20 protein-coding genes and 1 pseudogene are annotated in these 22,538 nt (G+C 67.6%); 12 read left to right on the forward strand and 9 right to left on the reverse strand.

Features of this window, described 5'->3' with window-relative positions; genetic code table 11:
• Window positions 1-105 precede the first annotated feature (105 nt).
• From K254_RS0120540 to K254_RS0120560, 5 genes are all read left to right on the forward strand, one after another.
• The gene (locus K254_RS0120540) at window positions 106-1,587 is read left to right on the forward strand and encodes an amino acid permease (RefSeq protein WP_035750428.1); all 1,482 of its coding nucleotides are present in this window, start codon (window positions 106-108) and stop codon (window positions 1,585-1,587) included.
• Between the two features lie 311 nt (window positions 1,588-1,898).
• On the forward strand, window positions 1,899-3,662 hold the full coding sequence (locus K254_RS25515; RefSeq protein WP_081710294.1) for a collagen-like protein: 1,764 nt from the start codon (window positions 1,899-1,901) through the stop codon (window positions 3,660-3,662).
• 3 nt (window positions 3,663-3,665) lie between these two features.
• On the forward strand, window positions 3,666-4,034 hold the full coding sequence (locus K254_RS0120550) for a hypothetical protein (RefSeq protein ID WP_155848641.1): 369 nt from the start codon (window positions 3,666-3,668) through the stop codon (window positions 4,032-4,034).
• On the forward strand, window positions 4,031-4,537 hold the full coding sequence (locus K254_RS0120555) for a phage tail protein (RefSeq protein WP_026556913.1): 507 nt from the start codon (window positions 4,031-4,033) through the stop codon (window positions 4,535-4,537). The genes K254_RS0120550 and K254_RS0120555 overlap by 4 nt, the downstream gene beginning before the upstream one ends.
• Window positions 4,538-4,547: 10 nt before the next feature.
• Window positions 4,548-5,045, forward strand: coding sequence for a phage tail protein (locus K254_RS0120560; RefSeq protein WP_026556914.1), 498 nt, complete (start codon window positions 4,548-4,550; stop codon window positions 5,043-5,045).
• Between the two features lie 234 nt (window positions 5,046-5,279).
• On the opposite strand, the gene K254_RS25840 is transcribed toward K254_RS0120560, so the two are convergent.
• Window positions 5,280-5,495, reverse strand: a complete 216-nt coding sequence (locus K254_RS25840) for a hypothetical protein (protein ID WP_155848642.1) — start codon at window positions 5,493-5,495, stop codon at window positions 5,280-5,282.
• A gap of 83 nt (window positions 5,496-5,578) precedes the next feature.
• Here K254_RS25840 and K254_RS0120570 point away from each other — a divergent pair, with 83 nt between their 5' ends.
• Together K254_RS0120570 and K254_RS24545 are read left to right on the forward strand one after the other, a co-directional pair.
• Complete coding sequence (locus K254_RS0120570; protein ID WP_026556916.1) at window positions 5,579-6,247, forward strand: RNA polymerase sigma factor; 669 nt, start codon at window positions 5,579-5,581, stop codon at window positions 6,245-6,247.
• Window positions 6,244-6,516, forward strand: a complete 273-nt coding sequence (locus K254_RS24545) for a hypothetical protein (protein ID WP_196811024.1) — start codon at window positions 6,244-6,246, stop codon at window positions 6,514-6,516. The genes K254_RS0120570 and K254_RS24545 overlap by 4 nt, the downstream gene beginning before the upstream one ends.
• A 110-nt stretch (window positions 6,517-6,626) precedes the next feature.
• Here K254_RS24545 and K254_RS0120580 read toward each other — a convergent pair whose 3' ends face one another.
• Together K254_RS0120580 and K254_RS0120585 are read right to left on the reverse strand one after the other, a co-directional pair.
• Window positions 6,627-8,375, reverse strand: a complete 1,749-nt coding sequence (locus K254_RS0120580; protein ID WP_026556917.1) for an NAD(P)/FAD-dependent oxidoreductase — start codon at window positions 8,373-8,375, stop codon at window positions 6,627-6,629.
• A 51-nt stretch (window positions 8,376-8,426) separates the two neighbouring features.
• Window positions 8,427-9,923: an amino acid permease gene (locus K254_RS0120585; RefSeq protein WP_231391928.1), complete on the reverse strand. Its 1,497-nt coding sequence runs from the start codon at window positions 9,921-9,923 to the stop codon at window positions 8,427-8,429.
• 163 nt (window positions 9,924-10,086) lie between these two features.
• Between K254_RS0120585 and alr the strand changes: the two genes are divergently transcribed.
• Window positions 10,087-11,253 carry an alanine racemase gene (alr, locus tag K254_RS0120590; RefSeq protein WP_231391929.1) on the forward strand — a complete coding sequence of 389 codons (1,167 nt, stop codon included), beginning with the start codon at window positions 10,087-10,089 and terminating at the stop codon, window positions 11,251-11,253.
• Window positions 11,250-12,935, forward strand: coding sequence for a PucR family transcriptional regulator (locus K254_RS0120595; protein ID WP_026556920.1), 1,686 nt, complete (start codon window positions 11,250-11,252; stop codon window positions 12,933-12,935). The genes alr and K254_RS0120595 overlap by 4 nt, the downstream gene beginning before the upstream one ends.
• A gap of 143 nt (window positions 12,936-13,078) precedes the next feature.
• Here K254_RS0120595 and K254_RS25525 read toward each other — a convergent pair.
• The 3 genes and pseudogenes from K254_RS25525 to K254_RS0120610 all read right to left on the reverse strand — a co-directional run.
• A pseudogene (locus K254_RS25525) lies at window positions 13,079-13,864 on the reverse strand (nitrilase-related carbon-nitrogen hydrolase); the annotation flags it as partial.
• 19 nt (window positions 13,865-13,883) lie between these two features.
• The gene (locus K254_RS0120605; RefSeq protein WP_026556922.1) at window positions 13,884-14,579 is read right to left on the reverse strand and encodes an ABC transporter ATP-binding protein; all 696 of its coding nucleotides are present in this window, start codon (window positions 14,577-14,579) and stop codon (window positions 13,884-13,886) included.
• A 3-nt stretch (window positions 14,580-14,582) separates the two neighbouring features.
• Window positions 14,583-16,049 (reverse strand): ABC transporter permease, encoded by a 1,467-nt coding sequence (locus tag K254_RS0120610; protein ID WP_026556923.1) that lies wholly within the window; start codon window positions 16,047-16,049, stop codon window positions 14,583-14,585.
• 217 nt (window positions 16,050-16,266) lie between these two features.
• On the opposite strand from K254_RS0120610, the gene K254_RS0120615 reads away from it, so the two are divergent.
• Both K254_RS0120615 and K254_RS0120620 read left to right on the forward strand, forming a co-directional pair.
• Window positions 16,267-17,340, forward strand: coding sequence for a lipid II:glycine glycyltransferase FemX (locus tag K254_RS0120615; RefSeq protein WP_026556924.1), 1,074 nt, complete (start codon window positions 16,267-16,269; stop codon window positions 17,338-17,340).
• Between the two features lie 75 nt (window positions 17,341-17,415).
• Entirely contained in the window at window positions 17,416-18,912 is a 1,497-nt protein-coding gene (locus tag K254_RS0120620; RefSeq protein WP_026556925.1) for a threonine/serine exporter family protein, read from the forward strand.
• 102 nt (window positions 18,913-19,014) lie between these two features.
• On the opposite strand, the gene K254_RS24550 is transcribed toward K254_RS0120620, so the two are convergent.
• Together K254_RS24550 and K254_RS24555 are read right to left on the reverse strand one after the other, a co-directional pair.
• Window positions 19,015-20,154, reverse strand: a complete 1,140-nt coding sequence (locus K254_RS24550; protein ID WP_196811027.1) for an FUSC family protein — start codon at window positions 20,152-20,154, stop codon at window positions 19,015-19,017.
• Window positions 20,155-20,317: 163 nt separating this feature from the next.
• On the reverse strand, window positions 20,318-20,740 hold the full coding sequence (locus tag K254_RS24555; RefSeq protein WP_035750431.1) for a DUF6188 family protein: 423 nt from the start codon (window positions 20,738-20,740) through the stop codon (window positions 20,318-20,320).
• 579 nt (window positions 20,741-21,319) lie between these two features.
• On the opposite strand from K254_RS24555, the gene K254_RS25845 reads away from it, so the two are divergent.
• A complete protein-coding gene (locus K254_RS25845) occupies window positions 21,320-21,523 on the forward strand; it encodes a hypothetical protein (protein ID WP_155848643.1) in 204 nt (67 codons plus the stop codon).
• Window positions 21,524-21,743: 220 nt separating this feature from the next.
• Here K254_RS25845 and K254_RS0120645 read toward each other — a convergent pair whose 3' ends face one another.
• The gene (locus K254_RS0120645; protein WP_081710349.1) at window positions 21,744-22,535 is read right to left on the reverse strand and encodes a siderophore-interacting protein; all 792 of its coding nucleotides are present in this window, start codon (window positions 22,533-22,535) and stop codon (window positions 21,744-21,746) included.
• Window positions 22,536-22,538: the final 3 nt, after the last annotated feature.

Raw genomic sequence — 22,538 nt, forward strand, 5'->3', positions numbered from 1 at the left:
GGTCCATGGTGTGCTGTGCCGAGGCCGGCAGATCCACGACACAGCTGCAGCACCACTGCCATCCATCGTTCTTCACAACAGCTTTCCTGATGAGAAAGAAGCCCCATGCCAAAGCAAACGACGGCCACGCTGGGTAACACCCCATCCACCCCCGCAGGCGACGGCCAACAGCTGTCCCGCTCGCTGTCCAACCGCCACATCCAGCTGATTGCCATTGGTGGAGCCATTGGCACCGGCCTGTTCATGGGATCGGGCAAAACGATCTCCGCGGCCGGCCCTTCAGTGATTTTCGTGTACATGATCATCGGCTTCATGCTGTTCTTCGTCATGCGGGCGATGGGGGAGCTGCTGCTCTCCAATCTGCACTACAAATCCTTCAGCGATTTTGCCGCCGACCTGCTGGGTCCCTGGGCCGGCTTCTTCACGGGCTGGACCTATTGGTTCTGCTGGGTGATCACAGGTATTGCGGACGTGATCGCCATCGCCGGCTACTCCCAGGAACTCTGGCCGGGGCTCCCGCTGTGGATCCCGGGACTGGCAACCATCGCCATCCTGCTGCTGCTGAACCTGACCACCGTGAAGGCCTTCGGCGAGACCGAGTTCTGGTTTGCCCTGGTGAAGATCATTGCCATTGCGGCACTGATCATTGTGGGCCTTTTCATGATCTTCAGCGGCTTCTCCTCCGAGGCAGGACCTGCCAGCTTCACCAACCTGTGGAGCCACGGCGGCTTCTTCCCCAATGAATTCATGGGCTTTGTCGCCGGCTTCCAGATTGCCGTCTTCGCCTTTGTGGGCATCGAGCTGGTGGGTACGACGGCGGCCGAGGCCAAGGATCCCGAGAAGAACCTGCCCAAGGCCATCAACTCGATCCCGGTGCGCGTGCTGCTCTTCTACGTGGGTGCCCTGATCATCCTGATGTCCGTCATCCCGTGGACCCAGTTCGCCGCCGGACACAGCCCCTTCATCGCCATGTTCTCCCTGGCCGGGCTGGGCGCAGCGGCCACGGTGGTGAACCTGGTGGTGCTGACCTCGGCCATGTCCAGCGCCAACTCGGGCATCTACTCCACTTCGCGCATGGTCTACGGTCTGGCTCAGGAGGGCGACGCGCCGTCCGTATTCAACAGCCTCTCCGGGCGGAAGGTTCCCCGCAACGCACTGTTCCTCTCCTGCGTCCTGCTGCTCTCCGGCGTCGTGCTCATGTACGCCGGCCAGGACATCGGCAAGGCCTTCGACATGGTCACCACCGTCTCGGCCGTCTGCTTCGTCTTCGTCTGGTCCATCATCCTGGCCAGCTACATCGCCTTCCGCAAGCGCCGCCCGCAGCTCCATGATGCGTCCAAGTTCAAGATGCCCGGTGGCATTCCCATGGTGTGGGTGGTTTTCGCGTTCTTCGGCTTCGTGCTCTGGACCCTGACCACCCAGCCGGACACGCTGCTGGCGCTGCTGGCCACACCGCTCTGGTTCATCGTGCTCGGCGTGGCCTGGTTCATCCTGCGCCGCCGTCCGGCCCATCTGGCCCGCTATGCGAAGTTCCAGGCGGAGCTTCGCAGTGAGAAGGATGCGGTGGACAGCGTCGCGGCCCGCTGACAAAGCCTGATAGATGAGGAACGCCAAGTGGCGGGGACGCAGTGTTGCGTCCCCGCCACTTGGTGTTCCTCGGTGCAACCAGGTCCGGGTGGCGCGCACAAAAATGGGTGCATGTGGCAAGAGATGCCTGCGCCGCGGTGCCGGCATGATGGGGCCGAAGAGTGAAATGCCTTCACAGTACCTGCGGGTGGCACGGATTCGTGTTACGTTTCCGGTGCCAGCCGTATTGATTGTGCTGGCAGGTCTTATTCTTTTTGCCCGGGGTCTATGGGGGCTTGGGTACCAATCACAAGGTTGAGGGGCTAATTGTGATGTCACGACCGCTTTCTGGACGCCGAATCATCGGGTCCACCCTGGCTTTGGCCGTAGGCCTTTCACTGGCGGCCTGCACACCGGGCAGCGACGATTCAGGATCGTTCAGTGCCTGTCTCGATGCCAATGCAGGGCAGTTCACCAACGTCACCGTCAGCCCGGCCGCGCCAGCGGCATGCGGCAACGATGCCGTGGCCGTTTCCTGGTCGGCCAAGCTTGCGGACAATGCGACGTCCGCCGGTCGGGACGGTGCTGCCGGCAAGGATGGCACAAATGGCAAGGACGGGGCCGCGGGAACCGCTGGCCCCTCCGGCGCTGCCGGACCCACGGGTCCCTCCGGCGCCGATGGATTGAACGGCGCCGCCGGGTTGGCCGGTGCCGCTGGAGCGGCGGGCCAGAACGGCGCACCGGGTGCGGCCGGCGCCACTGGCGCTGTTGGAGCGGCGGGTGCCCAGGGCGATGCCGGAGCCGCGGGTGCAACGGGTGCAACCGGCGCCCAAGGCGCTGCAGGTGCCGACGGGGCCACGGGAGCCCAGGGTGCCACTGGCGCCAAGGGTGACACCGGCTCTCAGGGTGCCGTTGGCGCGACCGGCGCGAGTGGAGCACAGGGTGCAACCGGCGCGCAAGGCACACAAGGTGCGACTGGCGCGACGGGTGCCGCGGGTGCGAAGGGTGACACTGGTGCCGTCGGCGCGACAGGCGCTGCAGGTGCCGACGGGGCCACGGGAGCCCAGGGTGCCACTGGCGCCAAGGGTGACACCGGCTCTCAGGGTGCCGTCGGCGCGACAGGCGCTGCTGGCGCAACCGGTGCGCAGGGCGCCCAGGGCATTCAAGGTGCCGCGGGTCCCGCCGGCCCAACAGGTGCCACCGGCGCGACGGGCGACACTGGCGCCGTCGGCGCAACCGGTGCTCAGGGTGCCCAGGGCATTCAAGGTGCCACCGGAGCGACCGGCAACCAGGGTGCGACGGGCGCAGTGGGCGCCCAAGGCATTCAGGGCATTCAGGGCATTCAGGGTGTCGCTGGAGCGACCGGCGCCCAAGGCGCAACGGGCGCGACAGGTGCGATAGGCGCCCAGGGCATCCAAGGCGTCGCGGGTCTGCCGGGAACCAATGGGAACAGCATTCGCAACGGCTCTGGAATTCCCGCGTCGAACCTGGGCATTGACGGAGATTTCTATCTGGACACAACCAGCTTCAAGGTCTACGGCCCCAAGGCCCTCGGTTCCTGGTCGGGAACGCCCCAATCGTTGATCGGACCTCAGGGCCCCATCGGACCCCAAGGCCTCCAGGGGCTCACCGGTGCCACCGGCGCCGTGGGCTCCACGGGCGTGGCAGGCGCATCCGGACTAGCGGGCCCCATCGGCCCCGCCGGGCCGCAAGGCCCTCAGGGTCAGGCCGGTGCCAGCCCGGGCATGATTGGTTCCGTGCCGTTCATCGACGGCGCCGATGCCACCAGCTACTCGCCACTCTCCGGCACCAGCCGGGTGGTCACCACCCAGACGGATGCAGCCATCGAGCTTCCCACTTCCGGAGTGCTCTCCAATTTGTCCGTCCGTGTCTCCTCGCCGGGAGCTGTGACGCTGACGGTGGTGGTCGACGGAGTGTCCAGTGCCCTGGCGTGCACGGCTGCGGCCAACGCCAAGTCCTGCGTGGATTCAACGCACTCGGTCACCATTCCGGCGGGCAAGACCGTGAGCCTCAGGGTGGACAATGGCGGGGCCAGCGTGGCGAATCTGCGCTACTCGATGAAGTTCGCGGGCTGAGCGATGGCACGCTTTCCTCAACCGACCCGCAGGACGGTGTTGGCCGGCGGCGCGCTCGCTGCAGTGGCGGCCGTGGTGCCCGCACTGGGTGTTTCGGCGCTGGGCAGGGCCCAGAACCCCTACTCCATGGCTGCCTGGCAACCGCTGGTCGGCTCCACGCTGACGGTGGACGGTGCACCCGCGGTGCTGCTCAGTGCAGAGTTCGGCAGCTTTGATGCCTTTGCCTTGGTGTTTTCGCTGCAGGAGGGCGCATTGTCCTCCGACGTCCCCTCGGTGGAACATCCGCGGCTCGGGGCAGTACCACTGCTGGTCAGCCGGGGTGCCACCACTGCGACAGCCATCATCAGTGCCTCCAGGGAGGAAAATTCATGAGCGCTGCGGAACCTTACGTTGGCGACATCATCATGGTGGGCTTCTACTTCGCCCCCCGGGGCTGGCTCCTCTGTGATGGCAGTCTGCTGCCGATCTCCCAGTATGAAGTCCTCTTCGTGCTGTTGGGCACCACTTATGGCGGCGACGGTGTTAACACTTTTGCTGTTCCGGATCTGCGCGGCCGGGTTGCTGTTCACCAGGGTAGGTCGCCCGCATCGGGAACCACCTATGTCCTGGGACAAACCGGCGGATCGGAATCGGTCACCGTGACCAATTCGACCATGGCATCCCACCAGCATTGGATGCCATCAGCCGGGTCCCAAATGTCCAGTTCGCCGATGGGCCTGGTTCCGGCCCAGGGTGGCTCGTTTGGTCCCGTGGATGGAACCGTCCTGGCACCGTCCGCGGTCTCAGGCGGGAACCAGCCCCATGACAACATCCAGCCCTTCTTGTCCATCAACTTCGTCATCTGCGCCGAAGGCATCTTCCCTTCGCAGAGCTGAAAGGCCGCTCATGTCCACTGACCCATTCATTGGCGAAATCTCCATCACCGGCTTCAACTTTGCCCCGCGGGGCTGGGCCCTGTGCAACGGGCAGCTTCTGTCCATTGCACAGAACACGGCGCTCTTTTCACTGCTGGGTACCACCTACGGTGGCAACGGCGTCAACACCTTCGCCCTGCCCAATCTGCAGGGGCGGGTGCCCATCCACCAGGGGCAGGGCCCGGGACTGACTCCCTATGTCATCGGTGAAACGGGTGGCGTTGAATCCGTGGCACTCAACCAAACCCAAATTCCCCAGCACGTCCACTCCATTCCGGCCGCGGGGGCACAAACCTCGGACCGGCCCGCCACTTTGGCGCCCGCCACTGGTGGGGTGTACGGCGTGGCGAGCGGCGTCATGGCGGCCACGGGCGTTGCAGGATCAGGCCAGGCGCACGAGAACCGGCAGCCATTCCTCACGCTGAACTACATCATCGCGCTGCAAGGGGTTTTCCCTCCCCGGCAGTGAGAGGCAAGCGGTGCGGTCATTTCGGCCGCTGAGCTTTATGGTGTGGGGAGGTTCCGCGGTTGCCGCGGGACCTCCCCGCACCTGCCTGCAGGCGCAGGTCAGCTGCGCTGCGGCAGCGGGCCGGGCCGCACCAGCGGCCGTCCTACCTGCGCCGCCGCACCGGCGCGCAGGGGGGGGGCATCCGTGGGGAAGAATCCTCCCGCTGGGATGTAAGACGGACCCCTGAGGGCGACACTAAGTAGGTATGAACACCAACCATGAGGTGCCGAGGATGGCAGTCTCGGCACAGCACCTCCGCAGCAGCAGTTCCGAGCGCAGCAGCGACATGTGCGGCGCCAGCTCAAGCACCATTGATTGGCGGTGCAGGTTGCTGGTGTCATCCGGATTTCCGGCGCCGATGGCCCAGCGCTTGTCGGCAACGCCCAGGGTGGACTTCCACGCGCTGCTCACTCTGGTGGACAACGGCTGTCCGCCGGAGCTCGCGGTCCGGATCCTTGGACCCTTCCCCGATCCCCAGCGGCGGGAGTGAGGCAATGGCTGCCCTCGACGGCCCAGGGCTGGCCGGCACAGGCCCGGTGGGCGCCCAGGAGGTTCCGGCGGATTGGGTGCTCCTGCTCAGCGGACCCTGCCCCGGCCACGAGACGGCCTTGGAGGACCTGCATCGGCTGCTGCTGAAGGCGGCCCGGCACCAGGTGTCGGTGATGGCGGCCCAGCTGCCGGCCATTGGCATGGCCCGCCGCGAGGATTTGGTGAACCAGGCCGCAGATGAGGCCATGGTGGCCGTGTTGGGCAAGCTCTCCAGCTTCGAGGGCCGCAGCCGATTCACGACGTGGGCCTACAAGTTCGGCATCCTGTACGCGGCCGTCGAGGTGCGGCGGAACATCTGGCGGCACCGTGATGTGCCGTTGGAACTCGTGGCCGAGCCGGCCGCCGCCGCATCCTCGCCCGAACAGCTGGCTGTGGCCGCGGATTTCTCCGAAGCCGTCAGCCACGCCATCGATGCCTCGCTGACGGCACACCAGCGGATGGTGGTGCTGGCCCTGCTGGTGGACGAGGTGCCCATCGACGTCCTCGCGGAGCGGTTGGGCAGCACGCGCAATGCTCTCTACAAGACGCTCCACGATGCACGGGCCAAGCTCCGTGCGCGGCTGGAGGCGCAGGGATATTTCTCTGACGACGTCTCCGAGGGGGTGATCCCATGACGATGCAACCCAGAAAACTGAGCGAGGAGCAGGCGCAGCGGCTCGCGCTGGCGGCCGAGCCGTGGCTGTCCTGCGACGACTGCTTTGAGCAGATCGACGGGCTCGTGGACAGCCTGTTGGCCGGCACGCCCGCTGGCTTTGCCGCGCTGCGCTCCCACCTGCTGGGCTGTGCTGCCTGCGGCGAGGAGGCCCGGGCGCTCGTGCTGCTGGTGGCCGCGGAGGACGGACTCGATCCGCGCCCCGCACTGCGGTCGCTCACGCTGGACTGACAGGGAGGGGACGCCTGGCAGCGAACGACGGCGGGCCGGCCACCTGAATCCGCCCCGCCACTGCAGCCGCACCCCGCCGTCGTACTTCCTGCCGTTGGTCCGGACTGGCTTTAGTCCAGTTCGATCGGGCCGAGCTCATCCAGCAGATCACCGGGGCCGGGATTGCCCGGCGACGAGGTGCCGCCGAGGTGTGCCACCACGCCCCACAGCGCATTCAACCCCGTGCTCACGGCACCCTCGGCCCAGCCGGCAGTGAAGGAGACGTCGTCGCCGGCCAGGAAGATGCCGCGCTGGGAGGCGGGCAGGCCATCTTGCTTGAAGTGGCTGAAGAGCCGCTGCTGGTAGCGGTAGTGGCCGGGCAGATTGGCCTTGAAGGCGCCCATGAAGTTCGGGTCCGCCTCCCAGGAAACCGTGATGGGCTCGCCCACAATGTGGGACGCGATGTCCACGCCGGGGTAGATCTGGGCGAGGGAATGCAGCATCAGCCGCACCCGCTCATCCGCGTCGAGCGAGAGCCACTTCAGGGCGTCGTCGTTCCAGGTGTAGGAGAGCAGAATGACCGCGGGCTTGTCCGGGCCGTTGTCCAGCAGATAGGTGGCCCGGGGCAGGCGGTCGGTCAGCGTCATGCTAAGCACCTCCTGGCCGGTCACCGGATCGCGGTCCTTCCAGAACGGCCTGTCCACCATGACGAAGGTCTTGGAGGACTGCATGTAGTGGTTGCGCTCGATGGCCGTCCAGAGCCCGGCCGGGAACAGCGCCTCGTCGGTGTGGATGCGAGTGGAGAGCAGCCAGGTCTGGCAGGTGACGATGGCGGTGGGGTAGGAGGCGCTGTGGCCCCAGCGGTCGGTCAGGACGATGTCCCCGGCCGGGTTCGATTCCGTGGGTGCACCGCGGGTGATGCTGGCGACCGCGCCGCGCGGGCTGCCGCGGTGCAGTGACTTCAGCGAGGTGCCCGCGGGCCAGAAGGCGGCGTCCGACGGCGCATGCTCCCACAGTGCTTCGGGCAGCCGCTGGGCGCCGCCCACAATGCCGCGGTGCGCGTCGTCGGCGTCGGTGTAGACCACGCGCAGGATCTCCAGGATGGTGTTGGGGAAGTCCGTGTCCCAGCCGCCCGTGCCGAAGCCGACCTGGCCGAAGGCCTCGCGGTGTGCGAAGCCGGCCTCGCGGAAGGCGCGGCTGGCGGCCACGAAGCCGTAGAACGTCTGCTCATCGAACTCGGGCAGCATGGCGTTCCACAGTTCCTTGATCCGGGCGGTGTCCCGGGTCCGGATGGCCAGCTGCATCTCATCGAAGGAGGCGTGCTCGCGCAGCGCGGCCTTCCACGCCGCCGCAACCTCGCGGAAGAACTCCGGCAGATCCTCGGGCTTCTCTGCATAGTGCTTCTGCCCGGCCAGCTCGATCACGGTGCTGGAGGTGGGCCCGGCCAGCGGGTTGGGGAACTCCTCCGTGGCCAGCCCCAGCAGATCCACATAGTGGTAGAACGCCTTGCCGGAGACGGGGAAGCGCATGCCGCCAAGATCGGCGACGACGTCCGGCGCGCCCGGGAAGGATTCCGTCTTGAGCCGGCCCCCAATGGACCCCGGCTCGTAGATGACCGGCTTGAGGCCCAGCTTCATCAGCTCGTAGGCGGCCACCAGGCCCGACAGCCCGGCCCCCACCACCGCCACCTCGGTGCCGTACAGATGCTCCGGCACGGACCCCAGCCCGGCGGGGTTGGCCAGGTAGTGGTCATAGCTGAAGGGGAAGTCCGGATTCAGCATGGTGATGGGCGCGGACTCCTCCGCGGTGGGCGCGGCGCCCGTGTGGTCCGCGGGGGCGTCTGCGGGGGAGGCGGTGTGCAGGTCAGTGGCTTGCGACATGGCTGGCGTGCTTTCGGTTGTAGGTCCGGTGGTTCAAGTGCGGGTTAAGGGTCAGGTTTGGGGGCAGTCCGGCTCGGCGTCGGAGAGCGTCCGGTAGTCCTCCCGGCTCAGTGCGGCGACGCGGGAGTTGCGCCGGCCGTAGCCGAAGTAGGCGGCCACGCCCACCAGCATCCACACGCCGAAGACCCACCAGGTGGTGGAGCCCAGGTTGGCCATCAGGTAGATGCACATGACGGTACCCAGAATCGGGGTGATCGGGTAGAGCGGGACGCGGAAGGTGCGCGGCAGGTCCGGCCGGCGGCGGCGCAGGTAGATGACGGACAGGTTCACCAGGGCGAAGGCGAACAGCGTGCCGATGCTGGTGGCGTCGGCCAGTGCACCCAGCGGAACCAGCCCCGCGGTGACGGCGACGGCGGTGCCCACAATCAGGGTGCCGGCCACCGGGGTGCCGGTCTTGGGGGAGACGCGGCCGAAGATCTTGGGCACGAGGCCGTCCCGGGACATCGACATCAGGATGCGCGTCTGGCCGTAGAGCACGGTCAGCACGATGCTGGCGATGGCCAGCACGGCGCCGATGGAGAAGACCAGGGCCAGCCACGGGTTGCCGGTGATCTCCTGCAGGATCTGCACCAGGGCGGCCTCGGTGCCGTCGAACCAGCTCCATTCCCGGGCGCCAATGGCGGAGACGGCCACCAGAATGTAGACGGCGGTGATGATGATCATCGAGGCGATGATGGCCCGGGGCAGGTCCCGCTGGGGGTTCTTGGCCTCCTCCCCGGCGGTGGAGGCGGCGTCGAAGCCGATGTAGGAGAAGAAGAGCCGCGAGGCGGCGGCGGACATGCCGGCCATGCCCATGGGCATCAGCGTGTCGAAGTGGTGCCCGTTGAAGGCCGTGAAGGCAATGATGCAGAACATCAGCAGCACCGCCACCTTGACGGTGACCATGACGGTGTTCACCCAGGCGCTCTCCTTGGCGCCGCGGACCAGCAGCACCATGGCCAGCAGCACGATCACGATGGCCGGGATGTTGAGCATGCCGCCGTCGGTGCCGGGCGGGGCCGTGACGGCATCCGGGAGCGAGAGGCCAAACGCCGCCAGCGTCTCGTTCACGTATTCACCGGAGCCCACCGCGACGGCGGCTACGGAGACGGCGTATTCAAGGACCAGGCACCAGCCGCAGATCCAGGCGATGCCCTCGCCCATGGTGGCGTAGCTGTAGGAGTAGCTGGACCCGGAGACCGGAACTGCCCCGGCCATCTCGGCGTAGGAGATGGCGGAGAGCAGCGCCGCGAATCCGGCCACCAGGAAGGAGATCCAAATGGCCGGGCCGGCCAGCGGGACCGACGACCCCAAAATGACAAAGATTCCGGTGCCCAACGTGGCGCCGACACTGATCATGGTCAGCTGCCAGACGCCGAGGCTGCGGCGCAGCGAGGGGCCGTGCGTGGACGTGCCGGCCTCCTGGATCATCTGTCCGAGGGGCTTGCGGCGCATGAGCTGCCCGGCCAGGCTGAGCGGCTCATCGCGGACAAGTGTCTGCTGGGTCATCATTGACCTCCATTCGTGCTGGGGCGGCCGCTAAGGGCCGGGTTGAAGGTCCGGTGGCCGGATCTCCGTAGGAACAACAGTGCCATGTGATGCCGGTTACATGTCGGGATGAAATGCCCTACACTGGTCAACCATGAGACATTTTGCACAAATGGAAGCTGCGATGGCGCAGCCGCAATCCGGCCAAATCACCGTGGATCTGGCGGCCATTGCCAGCAATGTGGAGATCCTGCGCCGGTGCTCGCAGAGTGCGGCGTTCATGGCCGTGGTCAAGGGAAACGCCTATGGCCACGGGCTTCTGGAGGTCTCGCGGACGGTGCTGGACGCCGGCGCTGACTGGCTGGGCACGGCCCAGCTGGCCGAGGCCGTGGCGCTGCGCCAGGCCGGCATCACAGCGCCCATCCTGGCCTGGCTGTACCTGGCCTCCAGCAACAGCGGGGCCATCCGCTCGGCGCTGGAACATGACATCGACGTCTCCGTCGGCAGCCTGGAGCAGCTTGATGGCGTGGCCGCCATCGCCCGCGAACTGGGTGTCCGGGCGCAGATCCACCTCGAACTGGACAGCGGCCTGAGCCGCGGCGGTGCCCGGGCGGATGAATGGGAGCAGCTGGTGGCCGCAGCCGCCGCCGCGGGGCAGGCGGCCGGACCTGGCGGGATTGGCGTCCGCGGCCTGTGGACGCACCTGGCCTGGGCCGATGTCCCGGCGCACCCGGGCAACGCGGCCGCCGTCGCCGGCTATGAACGGGCCGTGGAGCAGGCCCGCGCCGCCGGCCTGGACCCCCAGCTGCGGCATGTGGCGAGCTCGGCCAATGTGCTGGCCCGGCCCGAGTACCACTTCGACATGGTGCGGGTGGGGCTGGCCATGTACGGGCTGGCACCGGCGGACCATCTGGACCCGGCCGACTTTGGCCTGCGCCCCGCGCTGTCCGTGCGCGCACCGCTGGTGATGGTCAAGAAGGTCCCTGCCGGCACGGGGGTGAGCTACGAGCACCAGGCCATCACGCACGAAACGCGCTATCTTGGGCTGATCCCCCTGGGCTATGCCGACGGCATCCCCAAGGGCATCAGCGGCCGTGGCCTGGTCACCGTCGCAGGGCAGCGCGTGCGTGTGATCGGAAAGGTGTGCATGGACCAGTTCATGGTTGATTTGGGGCCGGACCCGCGGGGCATCCGCCCCGGCGAGATGGCCGAGCTCTTTGGCGACCCCGCAGGCGGCGGTGCCAGCGCTGACGAGTGGGGCGAGGCCATCGGCAGCCACGGGGATGAGATCATCAACCGGATTGCCCCACGGCTGCCGCGGACCTTCCTCAACCCCGTGGCCAGCGCATGAGCCTGGCCGCACCGGTGGGCCGCGATGCCGCGCTGCCAACGTCCCTGGGCCGCGTGACGCTGGCGGATTTCCTGGCCGCCCTGCCCGCAGGTCCGGAACTGGTGGTGGATGGGGCTCTGCTGGCTTCTGCCGCGGACACCACCGTGGGCTGGATGGAACCCAGTGAGCTGGAGGATCCCACCCCGTACCTGCTGGCGGGGGAGGTCCTCCTGACCGCCGGGCTGCAGTTCATCGGCGACGGCGGCTCCCCGGAGCGGATCGATGCCTACGTCCAGCGCCTGGTCGAGGCCAGTGTCTGCGCCCTGGGGTTTGGGATCAGGCCGTACTTTGATGACGTCCCGGACGCCCTGGTGGATGCCTGCCGACGGCATGGACTCATGCTGCTGCGGGTGCCGGAATCGGTGCCCTTTGCCGCCCTCGGCATGCTCTACGCCCGGCTGCTTGAAACGCAGAACATGCGGGCGCTGCGGCGCATTTCCGATGCCACCAGGGCGCTGCTGCGCGGGGCTCTGTCCGACCAGCCCGAGGGGCAGGTGCTGGAGGTCCTCGCCCGGCATATGCCGCTGTGGGCCGTGCTGGCCGGCTCCGACGGGCGCCCGCGCCACCGCGCCGCAGCGCCCGGGCTGGTCCCGGGGATCGGGGCACCCGCGGCCGCAGGGGCGGATCCGGGGCGGCTGCGGCCGCTGCTGGACAAGCTCTTTGCCGGCTCGGGGCCGCGCATCGAGGTGGATTCCTTTGACGAGCCGCACTCGGCCGTCGTCACGGGCTATCCGCTGCGCAGCGCCCGGGATGCCAACATCGGTGCCCTGGTCATCGGCATGGCCGAGCAGCCCGGGCCGGTGGAACGCAACATCGTGGAGGTGGCGGTGGGCCTGCTGGAGGCATTGGGCCGCCAGCGGACCGGGGGCGCGCTGGCCCCGGGGCAGCTGGCCACCGCACTGCTGCTGCACCCGCAGACGGCCGTGGCCGCCCTGGGCCGCGGCGGTGGGCCGGCCAAGGACCTGCTGGCCCAGTGCACCTCATCCTCCCGTGCGGCCGCGCTGCGGGTGGTCCAGGGCATCCGGGCCGATGCAAGCGCTCCGGCGCGCGCGGCCACGGGGGAGTCCGGGCGGGAGCTGCTGCAATGGCGGCGCATCTTCGACACCAAGCTGGTGGAGCTGACGGACTTCGGCTTCAGTGCCATCACCCGGCTCAAGGTGGACGACGCCGTGATCGCCGAGGCGGAGCGCAACGGCTGGCTGCTGGCAATCTCCGATGCCGCCGAGCCCACGGAACTGGCCGCCGCGCACCAGCGGGCCACGGCCATGCGCGCGCAGGTGCGCAGCTCCGGGCGGAGCATCCGTGTGGACGCTGTCGCGGTCTCGGTGGCCGGTCTGCTGGGCCGGGAGGCCGGCACGCTGCTGGCGCAGCAACTGCTGGCACCGCTGCTGGAGCCCGACGACGAGAAGGTCCGTGCGGTGCTGCGGGTGCTCAACGGCTGGCTGGAGGAGAACGGCAGCTGGGACGCGGCGGCCAAGGCCCTGTCCCTGCACCGCAACAGCGTGCGCCGGCTGGTGGGTCAGGCCGGGGAACTGCTGGGCAAGGACCTTGCCGACGCCGGAACCCGTGCCGAGCTGCTCATCGCGATGCGGTTCCTGGATCCGTCCATGCTGGCCCCTGCTGCGGCGGACCACTCCGCGTAGACCTCCGGGCGCCTGTCGCGCAGATAGGGGACCAGCTCCCTGGCGGCTTCGACCTCCCCGGGGGTGACATCGGCCAGAATCAGGTCAAAGGTGTCTTCGGGTGCAGCGCCGTCGGCGTCTGTGCTGCGCGGGTCCGTGCTGCGCGGTGCCTGGGCCAGGACCCGGCCGTCGGGCCCGGCCACGATGCTGCCGCCACCCAGCACCAGCGTGCCGCCGTCGTGCTCCGGCGCGGTGCCCACGTGGTTGGCGTAGGCCAGGGCCACCTGGCTTTCCAATGCCCTGGCGCGGAGCAGCACCTGGGGGACGTCGTCGAACCCCTCGGAAAGGGCCGTGGGCACCAGGGCCACCTGGGCGCCGGCATCGGCCAGGGCCCGGACGGTTTCGGGGAACTCGGCGTCGTAGCAAACCAGCAGGCCCACGCGCATTCCGGCGATGGTGGCCACGGCCGGCGCCTCGGTGGCTGGGACGAAGGCGGCCCGCTCCTCGGCCCCAAAGAGGTGCACCTTGGCATAGCGGAGGACCTCCGTGCCCGCCGCATCAACGAGCACGGCTCCGATGTGCCAGGCGCCGCCGGCCGCCGGGGTGGGGGCACTGTAGGCCAGGGCAATTCCGTGCCGCGCCGCGATGGCCGAGGCCCCGGTGTCGATGGCGGCGGTCATCGCGTCGGACACGGCCGCCGACACCTGGGCGGGGGCGTATCCGGTGGTGAAGAGTTCAGGGGTGAGGAGCAGATCCGCCCCGGCAGCGGCGGCCCGCTGCGCGGCGGCGTCGACCACTGCCAGATTCTTCTCGACGTCAAGCACTGTGCTGGCAGCCTGCAGAACGGCAATCCGCATGGACCCTCCCCTGTGAGTGGAACAAGTATGGCTCCAGCATAGGCCCCGCCCCGGATGGACAAGGTGGTGCAAATGGCACCAGCAAGAGTCCATCCGGGGCGAAATGCACTGCCTAGTGCAGGTGCGCCGCCCGCACCGGCTCCTCCGTCAGCCGGCCGCGGGCGAGGCGGAACTTCCTGTCCGTCTTGGCGGCCAGCGCATGGTCGTGCGTCACCACGAGGATGGTGGTGTTTTTCTCATGAGAGAGGCTGCGCAGCAGGTCGATGATGAGCTCGCCGGTTTCGTCATCCAGGTTTCCCGTGGGCTCATCGGCCAGGATCAGTTTGGGGTTGTTGGCCAGCGCCCGGGCAATGGAGACGCGCTGCGCCATGCCGCCGGAGAGCTTGTTGGCCTTGCGGTCGTGCATGTCCTCCTCCAGCCCCACCTGGACCAGCAGTTCAGCAGCCCGGCTGCTCCGCTCCGCGCGGGACAGGCCGGCAAACTCCATGGGGAGCATGACATTGTCCTTGGCCGAGAGGTTGGGGATCAGGTTGTACGCCTGGAACACGAACCCGATGTCATCGCGGCGGTAGGCCGTCAGCTTGGCGTCGGGCAGGGCGGAGATGTTCACCCCATCCACCACGACATCCCCCGAGGTGGCCTTGTCCAGGGCGCCCAGCAGGGAGAGCAGCGTGCTCTTGCCGCTGCCGCTCTTGCCCAGGATCGCCGCGAAGGTGCCCTGCTCGACGGTGAACGAAATGCCGTTCACGGGCTTGATGGTGTTGTCGCCGGTCTTGAAGACCTTCACGACGTCTCGAACTTCCAACATCTCTTACTCTCCTCGCAGAACTTCGATGGGGCGGACCTTGGCGGTCAGCAGGGCCGGGACCAGGGCGCCGACGGCGGCAATCACCAGGATGCCCACCACGCCCAGCACCAGGGTCTGCCAGCCCACGGAGGTGGAAATGGTGCCGATCAACTGGTTGGCCCCGGCAAAGGCGCCGCCGCCGAAGTTTCCGCCGCCGGGCACACCGCCGGCGGCCGCTTCGCCAATGGCCTGCGGCGCACCGGTTCCGGTTCCGCGGAACCGGCCACCCGTCGTCGTGCTGGTGGTGGTGTTGCCCGCCACCAGCGCGCTGACGATCGAATTGGAACTGACGGCGGCGACGACGGCCCCCACCACCGAGCCCATCACCACCAGGACCATGGCCTCCAGGACAAACTGGACGCCGATGGTGCGGTTGGAGGCGCCGATGGCCTTCAGCACGCCGATCTCGCGGCGGCGCTCGCGGACCACCATGATCATGATCAGCAGCACGATCAGACCGGCCGTGATGAGGGCTGCGATGAACCCGATCAGGGAGATGTTCTGCACGGTGCCCAGGGAGGACACCGCGGATTCCAGGTTCTGGCCGCCGGAGGTGACGTCCACGCGCGTGGTGCCCAGGGCCGCAGCGACGGCCGTCTTGGTGGCATCCACATTCTCGATGCTGTCCACCGTGACCGTCATGGTGCTGATCTCGCCGGCCTGGTCCAGAAGGGTTTGGGCGGCGGCCAGGGAAACGTAGATGGCGTTGTTGTCGAAGGCGGTGCCGGCGTCAAAGATGCCCGCGACGGTCATGGTGCGGTCCTGGACGGTGAAGGTCGAGCCCACCTGCAGGGAGTTCTTCTCCGCCAGCGTGGTGCCCACCAGGGCCTGGGTGGAGGCGTCGGAGAAGTCATTCAGATCGCTGCCGGAGGTGACGTTGATGGCTTCACCGGCTGCGGTGAGGCTGCCCGAGATGCCGGTGGCCGAGACGGGAATGGTGAAGGAGGGGCGCGCCGCATTGCCCGTGCCGCCCGTGGTGGTGCCCGAGGAGCTGTTCTGCCGGTTGCCCAGCGTGCCCGGATCAACGGCGGAGGTGAGCGAGGTGGTGCCGCTGGCGCCCATCCGTCCGCCCGGTCCGCCGGCCGCGCCTGTAGTGCCTGCAGCCGCCGCGTCGGTGGCTGCTGCGGCGTTGGACAGCCGCGCCGTCAGGGATCCGGTGACGGAGGTGACATGGGGAACCGCCGACGCCTTGGCGACGTCGCCGCCCGTCAGCGGCTCGCCGCCACCGATGCCACCCCGTGCCCCGGCAGGATTGACGGTCAGATTGTTCCCCACCGAGGCCTTCAGCGAGGTGACCTTGGCCGCCACCGCCTGGTTGGCCACCAGCATCGACAGCGCCAGCCCAATGGCGACGGCCAGGATGACCACCACCGCGGACGTGCGCACCTTGTTTCGCAACGCGTTGCCCACGCTGCGGGCTATGACACTCATATTCCATCTCCGTAATTCCTGCGGGCACCCGGTGGCACCGCCTCGCACCCCATCGTCTGGGTGGGGACCCGGCAACAGCTTTGCCCCAGCTGTGCGGAAGCTGTGAAGGTTGGCCGGCGGAGTTCGGGCCCTGGGGCGTCCCGGCGTTCAGCGGATGCACAGGCGGCGCCCGGTAGACTTGGGGCAGGACATAAGCACCAACGTAATTGAGGGTCTCTTGCCAGAATTCACCGCCCGGTTTGCCACTCCCACCGAGGTCGCCAACTGGGACGCGCACGTCACAGCGAACCCCAATGGCGGCAATCTGCTCCAGTCGGAGGCCTTCGCCGCCGTCAAAGCCAACTTCGGCTGGAAGCCGCAGCACCTGGTCTTCGAGGGGCCCCACTACAGCAGCTACAACCTGGTGCTGGAGAAGAGCTTCCCCATGCTGGGCCGGCTCTGGTACCTGATCAAGGGCCCCGACGCCGCCAGCGTCCAGGAGGTGCCGGCCATGATGGCCGCCGCCCGGGAGTTTGTCCGCAGGGACAAGCTGAACGTGTTCATGCTCAAGATCGAGCCGGACATCATCGACTCCGAAGAGGCCCGCGACGTGCTGCTGGGTGCCGGTCTGGTCAAGGCCTACGATCTGCAGCCCAATGACAACACCGCCATCCTGGACATCTCCCCGGAGGAGAACCAGCTGCTGCGCAATCTGCATTCCCGCGGCCGCAACGCCGTCCGCCGCGCCATCCGCGAGGGCGTGGAGGTGCACAAGGTGGAGGTCTCCGAGGAGAACCTGCGCACCATGTTCAACCTCATGCAGGGCACGTTGGCCGCCAAGAGCACCAACCAGCTGCGCGAGTACGAGTACTACCAGCAGTTCTGGAACGAGTTCACCGGCCGCGGCCAGGGCCAGCTCTACTTTGTCTACGAGGACGGGATCCCTTCCGTGGGTGCCTTTGTCATCAACTATGGGCGCAAGGCCACCTACAAGGACGGCGGATCCCTGCAGAACCGCTCCCAGTACGGCGACTCGCACCTGGTCCAGTGGCAGGCCATTGGCGACATGAAGGCCCTGGGCGCCGTCGAATACGATTTCTGCGGTGCCCCGCCGGCCGCCCGGCTGAAGGACACCACCCACCCGCACCACGGGCTGGGCCTGTTCAAAACCAGCTTCACCAAGACCGTGACGGACTTTGTCGGCTGCTACGACCTGGTGCTGGATCCGCTGAAGTACAAGCTGTGGACCAAAGCCGGCGAGCGGATCTTCCGCCAGCTCTACACCCGGCGCACCGGCAAACAGTTCTACTAGGCCCGATCCAGCCACGAGACCCTCAACGACGACGACGGCGCGCACCGCGTGGGTGCGCGGCCAAGAGAAGGGCACATGAGCGAGGAATCCGAGAACAAGCCGGTGCCTGATCCGCAGGTTGGCATGATCCCGGTGGTGCCAATGCCGGGGGTGCAGCCGCCGCCCCCGAAGGCCCGGTTTGCCGCGCGCAAGGTGCTGCGCCGGCTGGTGCAGGGGGAGGCCCCGCCCACGGCGCCCATGAACATCGTGGAGCGGCTGGCGGGCAGCCCCTATGCCAACCCCACCATCCAGGTGGGTGGTGTCGACGCCTCGGCGCGCAAGACCATGGACTTCGCCCTGCACCTGGCGGAGACGATGTTCCGCTACGGCGCCGGCGCCCTGGAGGTGGAGACGTCCATGATCGCCGTCACCGCCGCCCTGGGGCTGCGCAACATCGAGGTGGACATCACCAACCAGTCGGTGGTCATCAACTACGCCAAGAAGGATGCCACCCCCATCACGCTGCTGCGCGTGGTGCGCTCCTGGACCAACAACTACGACGGCCTGGCCAAGATCCACGAGCTCGTCACCGACATCGTCTCCGGCGGCGTCACCCGCGATGCCGCCTACAAACGCCTGGATGACATCATCCGCAGCCCCAAGCCGTTTCCGCGCTGGCTGGTGGTGCTGGCCGAGGCCGTCTTCGCCGGCGCAGTGGTGGCCGTCATCGGCGGCACTTTGGCCGGTGCCTCGGTGGCCTTCCTGACTAGTCTGCTGGTCGGTGCCATCGCCCGCGGGCTGGGCCGGTGGCGCGTGCCGGACTTCTTTGTGGTGGGCACCAGCTCCTTTGTGGTGACGGCGGTGGCCATCGCCTGCGTCTTGCTCGACGTACCCCTGAGCCCTGCCCTGGTGGTGGCCGGCGGCATTTTGCTGCTGCTGCCCTCAGGCCGGCTCGTCTCGGGCGTGCAGGATGCCATCAACGGCTTCCCCGTGACGGCTGCCGGGCGGTTCCTGTCCGTGTTCCTGACCTTTGCGGCCATCGTGGGCGGCATCGCCGTCGCCCTGGTCTGCGGGGCGATGTTCGGCACGGAGCGCTTCGACGTCACCGAGCCGTTGACCGGCGGGCTGCCGCTGCCCGTGCTGATTCCACTGGTGGCGGTGGCCACCGTGGCCATCTGCATTGCCGAGCAGACCGCGGCGCGTTTGATACTGCCCACCGGCCTTGTCGCACTGGCGGGCTATCTGGTGCTCTTTTCCGGCACCTGGGCCGGGCTGGGCGGGCGCTTCGCCCCGGCCGTGGCCGCCGTCGTCGTGGGCGTGCTGGCGCGTGTGGTGGCCCTGCGGATGGGGGCGCCCAGCCTGGTGGTGGCCGTGCCCTCCATCATTTTCCTGCTGACCGGGCTCTCCATCTTCCGGGCGATGTTCGTCCTGACCATCACCCCGGAGGCGTCCGCGGAGGGTGCCCTGGGCATCTTCAACGCCCTGACCACCATCCTGGCCGTCGCTGCCGGCGTCGTGCTCGGTGACAATCTGGCCCGGCCGCTGACCCGGCGCATGGGCAGCAACGAACGCCGCCGCAACCGCCGCCGCTAGGCAGCCGGCGGAAATGAACATGATTGCCGCCGGGGAACATGGGAGCGCATGTTCCCAAGCGGCAATCATGTTCCCAACCTGCGGTGGGCCGCACCGGATTGGTCAGGCAGGACGACGCGCCGGGGCCGCTTCGGCGGCGGGCAGCGTGATCCGCGGCAGGGCCTTTTCGGCTTCCGAGTGGTTGGCGCCGGCGGCCTGCTGAAGGTCCACCAGCAGCGGCCGCAGGACCAGCACCAGGGCCTGCCCTTCCAATGTCTCGATGCCAAATCCTCCAGGTGCCAGCTCCCCGGCCAACCGGGCCAGGGCGGCGCGGGCCTCCGCCAGGCGTGCAGCCCGCCTTTCGACGTCGGACTCGCCAAGGGTCCGGGCCAGCTCCTCCACCGTTTCCGCCGTCCGGTCCAACAGCACGGCCAGGGCCTGGGCCGCGGGCTGCGTGAGCGCCACGTTGTTCAGGGCGTAGGTGAGCCGCCGGGCAAAGACCCTGCTGTTGCGCAGCGCCAGATCCATCGCGGCCATGGCAGCAATCATCGCATCCAGCCCGCTGCGCCGCCGCCGGAAGGGTGACAGCGCTGCAGCCTCCCGCGAGCGGGCCAGCACCGCCGTCGACTCATTGATGGTGGACTGGCTCCGGCGGGCAATGGCCAGGGCATGCCACGCCAGGTCGGGATTCCCGGCTCTCATCGCACCACCGCATTCGCGCAGCACCGCGGCGAGTTCGCCGGCCACGTGGGTGAACGCCAGGTGCGGATGCCGATGCTGCCATTGCGGCGCCAGCGCGGTGAACAGCAGCGCGAATCCACCACCCACGGCGGCGTCGATGCTGGTGTCCAGAATCCGTTCGGCGGTGGCTCCATGCAGCGAGACCAGAACCGCCTGGATGGCCATCTGGGTGGCAAACACCGCGCCCCTGTCCAGAAACCTGGCCAGCAGCACGAAGACGAATACGATGGCCACGGATTGCACTGGACCGGAGCCCAGCAGCACCGTCAACAGGCCGCCGCCCGCCACGCCCAGTGTGCAGCCCAGAGCCACCTCCAGCACCCGGCGGGTGCGCAGGTCCGAGGAAAACTGCAGGGCAATCAGAGCCGACGTGGCGGCAAACAACGGGGCCGGATGGCCCAGCACGCGCTCGGCAAAGAGATACGCCAGCACGGCGCACAGCGCCATCAGCAGCGCCTGGCCCAACGAGGATCTGCTGCGCAGGAATCCGGTCCTAAGGTACTGCTGGAACTTCCAACCCATGGCTGCTAACGCTCTCCCTGTCCCCGGCATGCGGGCACGCCGGGCATTGGCAACACCGACAAGGACGCTCCGGAGGCCTGCCGGGGGTCGCCGGAGCGTCCACGTCCACGCTAGCCGGGCCGTGTTTCGGGATGGTTGCCCGCAGGTTTCACCCCGGCGGCCGCTAATTAGCCCGGGCCTGCCCCCAAATGCTGAGCCCTCCGCTGGGCACCGAAACGATAAGTAGTTTCCCGGGGCCGGAAACCTGCCATGCCTCGTATTTGTCTCCGGGAGGCACCGTTAGCCGCCTACCGTCGGCAAACCACAAGTCAAGGTGGCCGTCGACAAACGCCGTCCCCTTGGTGGCTGTTGCCCGGCGCAGCCCGAGCACCGGCAACAGCTGGGCGACGCCGCCTTCGGGATCGACCACATGGTCTTCACCGGACCTAGTCGAGAGGCCGAACGGCTGCTCGATGCGCAAGGTCAGCCCGTTCGCGAAGAGCAGCGTTATGGCGTAGTCAATGCGGAGCTGCGTGACAGGCTCGTCTGCGACAGGGAGTTCCCAATCGCCGCCAGTCTTTGCCAGTGCTCCTGCTTCGCCGGTCATGCCGTCCCAGCCCGGGCACAGTCCAGAGGGCGGACGGTTGCTTCACGGCACCGTGGCCATGCCAAGCTGTCGACCAGGTGGCCGTTTTCCGCTGAGCAGCCCCCAAGACGTTCCAATGCCCGTTTCATGAGCCGAATCATATCCGCGGTGCCAGCCCACCGCTGAATGCGGAGATATCGCATTCACTTAATAATTCGCTGGCCGCGGTCCACGCAAGTCTTAGTTCAGCGCGTTCGCATAGAGTTTGGTCGAGAATGTAAACCACATCGAAAGGCTTGTTGAAAAGTGAAGAATTGGATGTTCCTTGTACTGTGTGCCGCCATCGGTTTGGCCGTAGCCGGTGCGGGGGCTTGGATTGCCGTCCTGGTCATGTCGGGCCAGACTCCGGAGCTCAAATCAGTCATCGGCTCCATGATCGTGGGCCCGATCGGAGGTGCCTGGTTGGGGTTTAGAATTCGTGAAAACCGACGGACGATTGCCGCCCGGGTCGAGGAATCAAAGCAAGCCGCATCCGAAGTCTGACTTTTCAGCAGGTCCGTCTGGTTCCCGTTGCGTTCGGGGACTTGTTAATGGGGGGTAATGGCTGAATACGATGAAAATGAAACGGTGTCCGCCGAACTAGCCGTGTTCGAACTGGGAATTCTCTGCAATTGCATCAAGGAGACGCTCTCCGCCGTCGAAGAGCGGGAATTGCATCCCCGGATCGGTGGCAGCAAAGCGGAAGCCCTCGCGCTTCAAGAGCGGATTCGTCAGGTGTTGTACCGCATGCAGGGACGGGAGTGAAGCCCGGCTCTGTAGGACAGATCGTCGTCGACGTCCGGTGGTTCATGGAAGCTGATGGCGGCCGCAGAAATGAGCCTCCGCCCGGTCTGCGGTGCGCCCCACGGCAGTCTTTGTTGATGCCCAACTGAGTGACAGTTATCGCACATTCCGGGCCCCGGAATGTGCGATAACTGTCACTCAGTTGGGCGGGACGGCCGAATGCCGGGCCCTGTCAAGCGCTTTAGGCCGGGGCGAGGATCTGGCCGATGGGTTCCTTCTTTTCGGCCTGGAAGTAGTCCTCGGTGCGGCCGTAGGCCCAGTAGCCGGACAGCGACACCTGCGAGCGTTCCAGTCCCTGCTGCTTGAAGAACACATCACGCAGGGCCTTCATGTACTCCCGCTCGCCATGGGCAAAGACGTCCACGCGACCGAGCTCCCAGGGAGCACCCGCCACGGCCTCGGCCAGCAGGTCGACGGTTCCGGCACCCTGGCCGTTGCGCAGAAGCCAGCTGATCTGAACGCCGGCGGGAGCGTTGATCTCCTGGATGTCGGCCTCGCCGTCGATCTCCAGGTAGGCGCGTCCGACGGCGTCGGCGGGCAGGGCCTCGATCGAGGAGGCAATGGCGGGGATGGCGGCGTCGTCGCCGGCGAAGAGGTACCAGTCCGCCTCGGGGTTGGGCTTGTAGCCGGCACCCGGGCCGGACACGATGAGGCGGTCGCCGGGCTTGGCGTTGGCGGCCCACGGTCCGGCCAGGCCCTCGTCGCCATGCACCACAAAATCGATGGCCAGTTCGCGGGACTCAAGGTCCACCCAGCGGATGGTGTAGGTCCGGGTGGCGGGCCACTGCTCGCGGGGGAGGTGCTCACGCAGGGCAAAGACGTCCAGCGGCTCTGTGTAGTCCACGCCGTCGAGGGGGAAATGAATCTTCACATACATGTCGGTGAAGTCGCGCGGCGTGAAGCTGTCGAACCCCGGTCCACCGGCAATGATGCGCACCATGTGGGCGCTGGGCCACTCGGTGCGCAGCACCATCAA

It is taken from the genome of Arthrobacter sp. 35W (genome assembly GCF_000482545.1).
Lineage (GTDB): Bacteria > Actinomycetota > Actinomycetes > Actinomycetales > Micrococcaceae > Specibacter.

Excerpts from the sequence above, each read along its gene's own strand:
- K254_RS0120540 (WP_035750428.1), top strand. The coding sequence starts at position 106 with ATGCCAAAGCAAACGACGGCCACGCTGGGTAACACCCCATCCACCCCC.
- K254_RS25515 (WP_081710294.1), top strand. The coding sequence starts at position 1,899 with ATGTCACGACCGCTTTCTGGACGCCGAATCATCGGGTCCACCCTGGCT.
- K254_RS0120550 (WP_155848641.1), top strand. The coding sequence starts at position 3,666 with ATGGCACGCTTTCCTCAACCGACCCGCAGGACGGTGTTGGCCGGCGGC.
- K254_RS0120555 (WP_026556913.1), top strand. The coding sequence starts at position 4,031 with ATGAGCGCTGCGGAACCTTACGTTGGCGACATCATCATGGTGGGCTTC.
- K254_RS0120560 (WP_026556914.1), top strand. The coding sequence starts at position 4,548 with ATGTCCACTGACCCATTCATTGGCGAAATCTCCATCACCGGCTTCAAC.
- K254_RS0120570 (WP_026556916.1), top strand. The coding sequence starts at position 5,579 with ATGGCTGCCCTCGACGGCCCAGGGCTGGCCGGCACAGGCCCGGTGGGC.
- K254_RS24545 (WP_196811024.1), top strand. The coding sequence starts at position 6,244 with ATGACGATGCAACCCAGAAAACTGAGCGAGGAGCAGGCGCAGCGGCTC.
- K254_RS0120580 (WP_026556917.1), bottom strand. The coding sequence starts at position 8,375 with ATGTCGCAAGCCACTGACCTGCACACCGCCTCCCCCGCAGACGCCCCC.
- K254_RS0120585 (WP_231391928.1), bottom strand. The coding sequence starts at position 9,923 with ATGACCCAGCAGACACTTGTCCGCGATGAGCCGCTCAGCCTGGCCGGG.
- alr (WP_231391929.1), top strand. The coding sequence starts at position 10,087 with ATGGCGCAGCCGCAATCCGGCCAAATCACCGTGGATCTGGCGGCCATT.
- K254_RS0120595 (WP_026556920.1), top strand. The coding sequence starts at position 11,250 with ATGAGCCTGGCCGCACCGGTGGGCCGCGATGCCGCGCTGCCAACGTCC.
- K254_RS0120605 (WP_026556922.1), bottom strand. The coding sequence starts at position 14,579 with ATGTTGGAAGTTCGAGACGTCGTGAAGGTCTTCAAGACCGGCGACAAC.
- K254_RS0120610 (WP_026556923.1), bottom strand. The coding sequence starts at position 16,049 with ATGAGTGTCATAGCCCGCAGCGTGGGCAACGCGTTGCGAAACAAGGTG.
- K254_RS0120620 (WP_026556925.1), top strand. The coding sequence starts at position 17,416 with ATGAGCGAGGAATCCGAGAACAAGCCGGTGCCTGATCCGCAGGTTGGC.
- K254_RS24550 (WP_196811027.1), bottom strand. The coding sequence starts at position 20,154 with ATGGGTTGGAAGTTCCAGCAGTACCTTAGGACCGGATTCCTGCGCAGC.
- K254_RS24555 (WP_035750431.1), bottom strand. The coding sequence starts at position 20,740 with ATGACCGGCGAAGCAGGAGCACTGGCAAAGACTGGCGGCGATTGGGAA.
- K254_RS25845 (WP_155848643.1), top strand. The coding sequence starts at position 21,320 with ATGGCTGAATACGATGAAAATGAAACGGTGTCCGCCGAACTAGCCGTG.
- K254_RS0120645 (WP_081710349.1), bottom strand. The coding sequence starts at position 22,535 with ATGGTGCTGCGCACCGAGTGGCCCAGCGCCCACATGGTGCGCATCATT.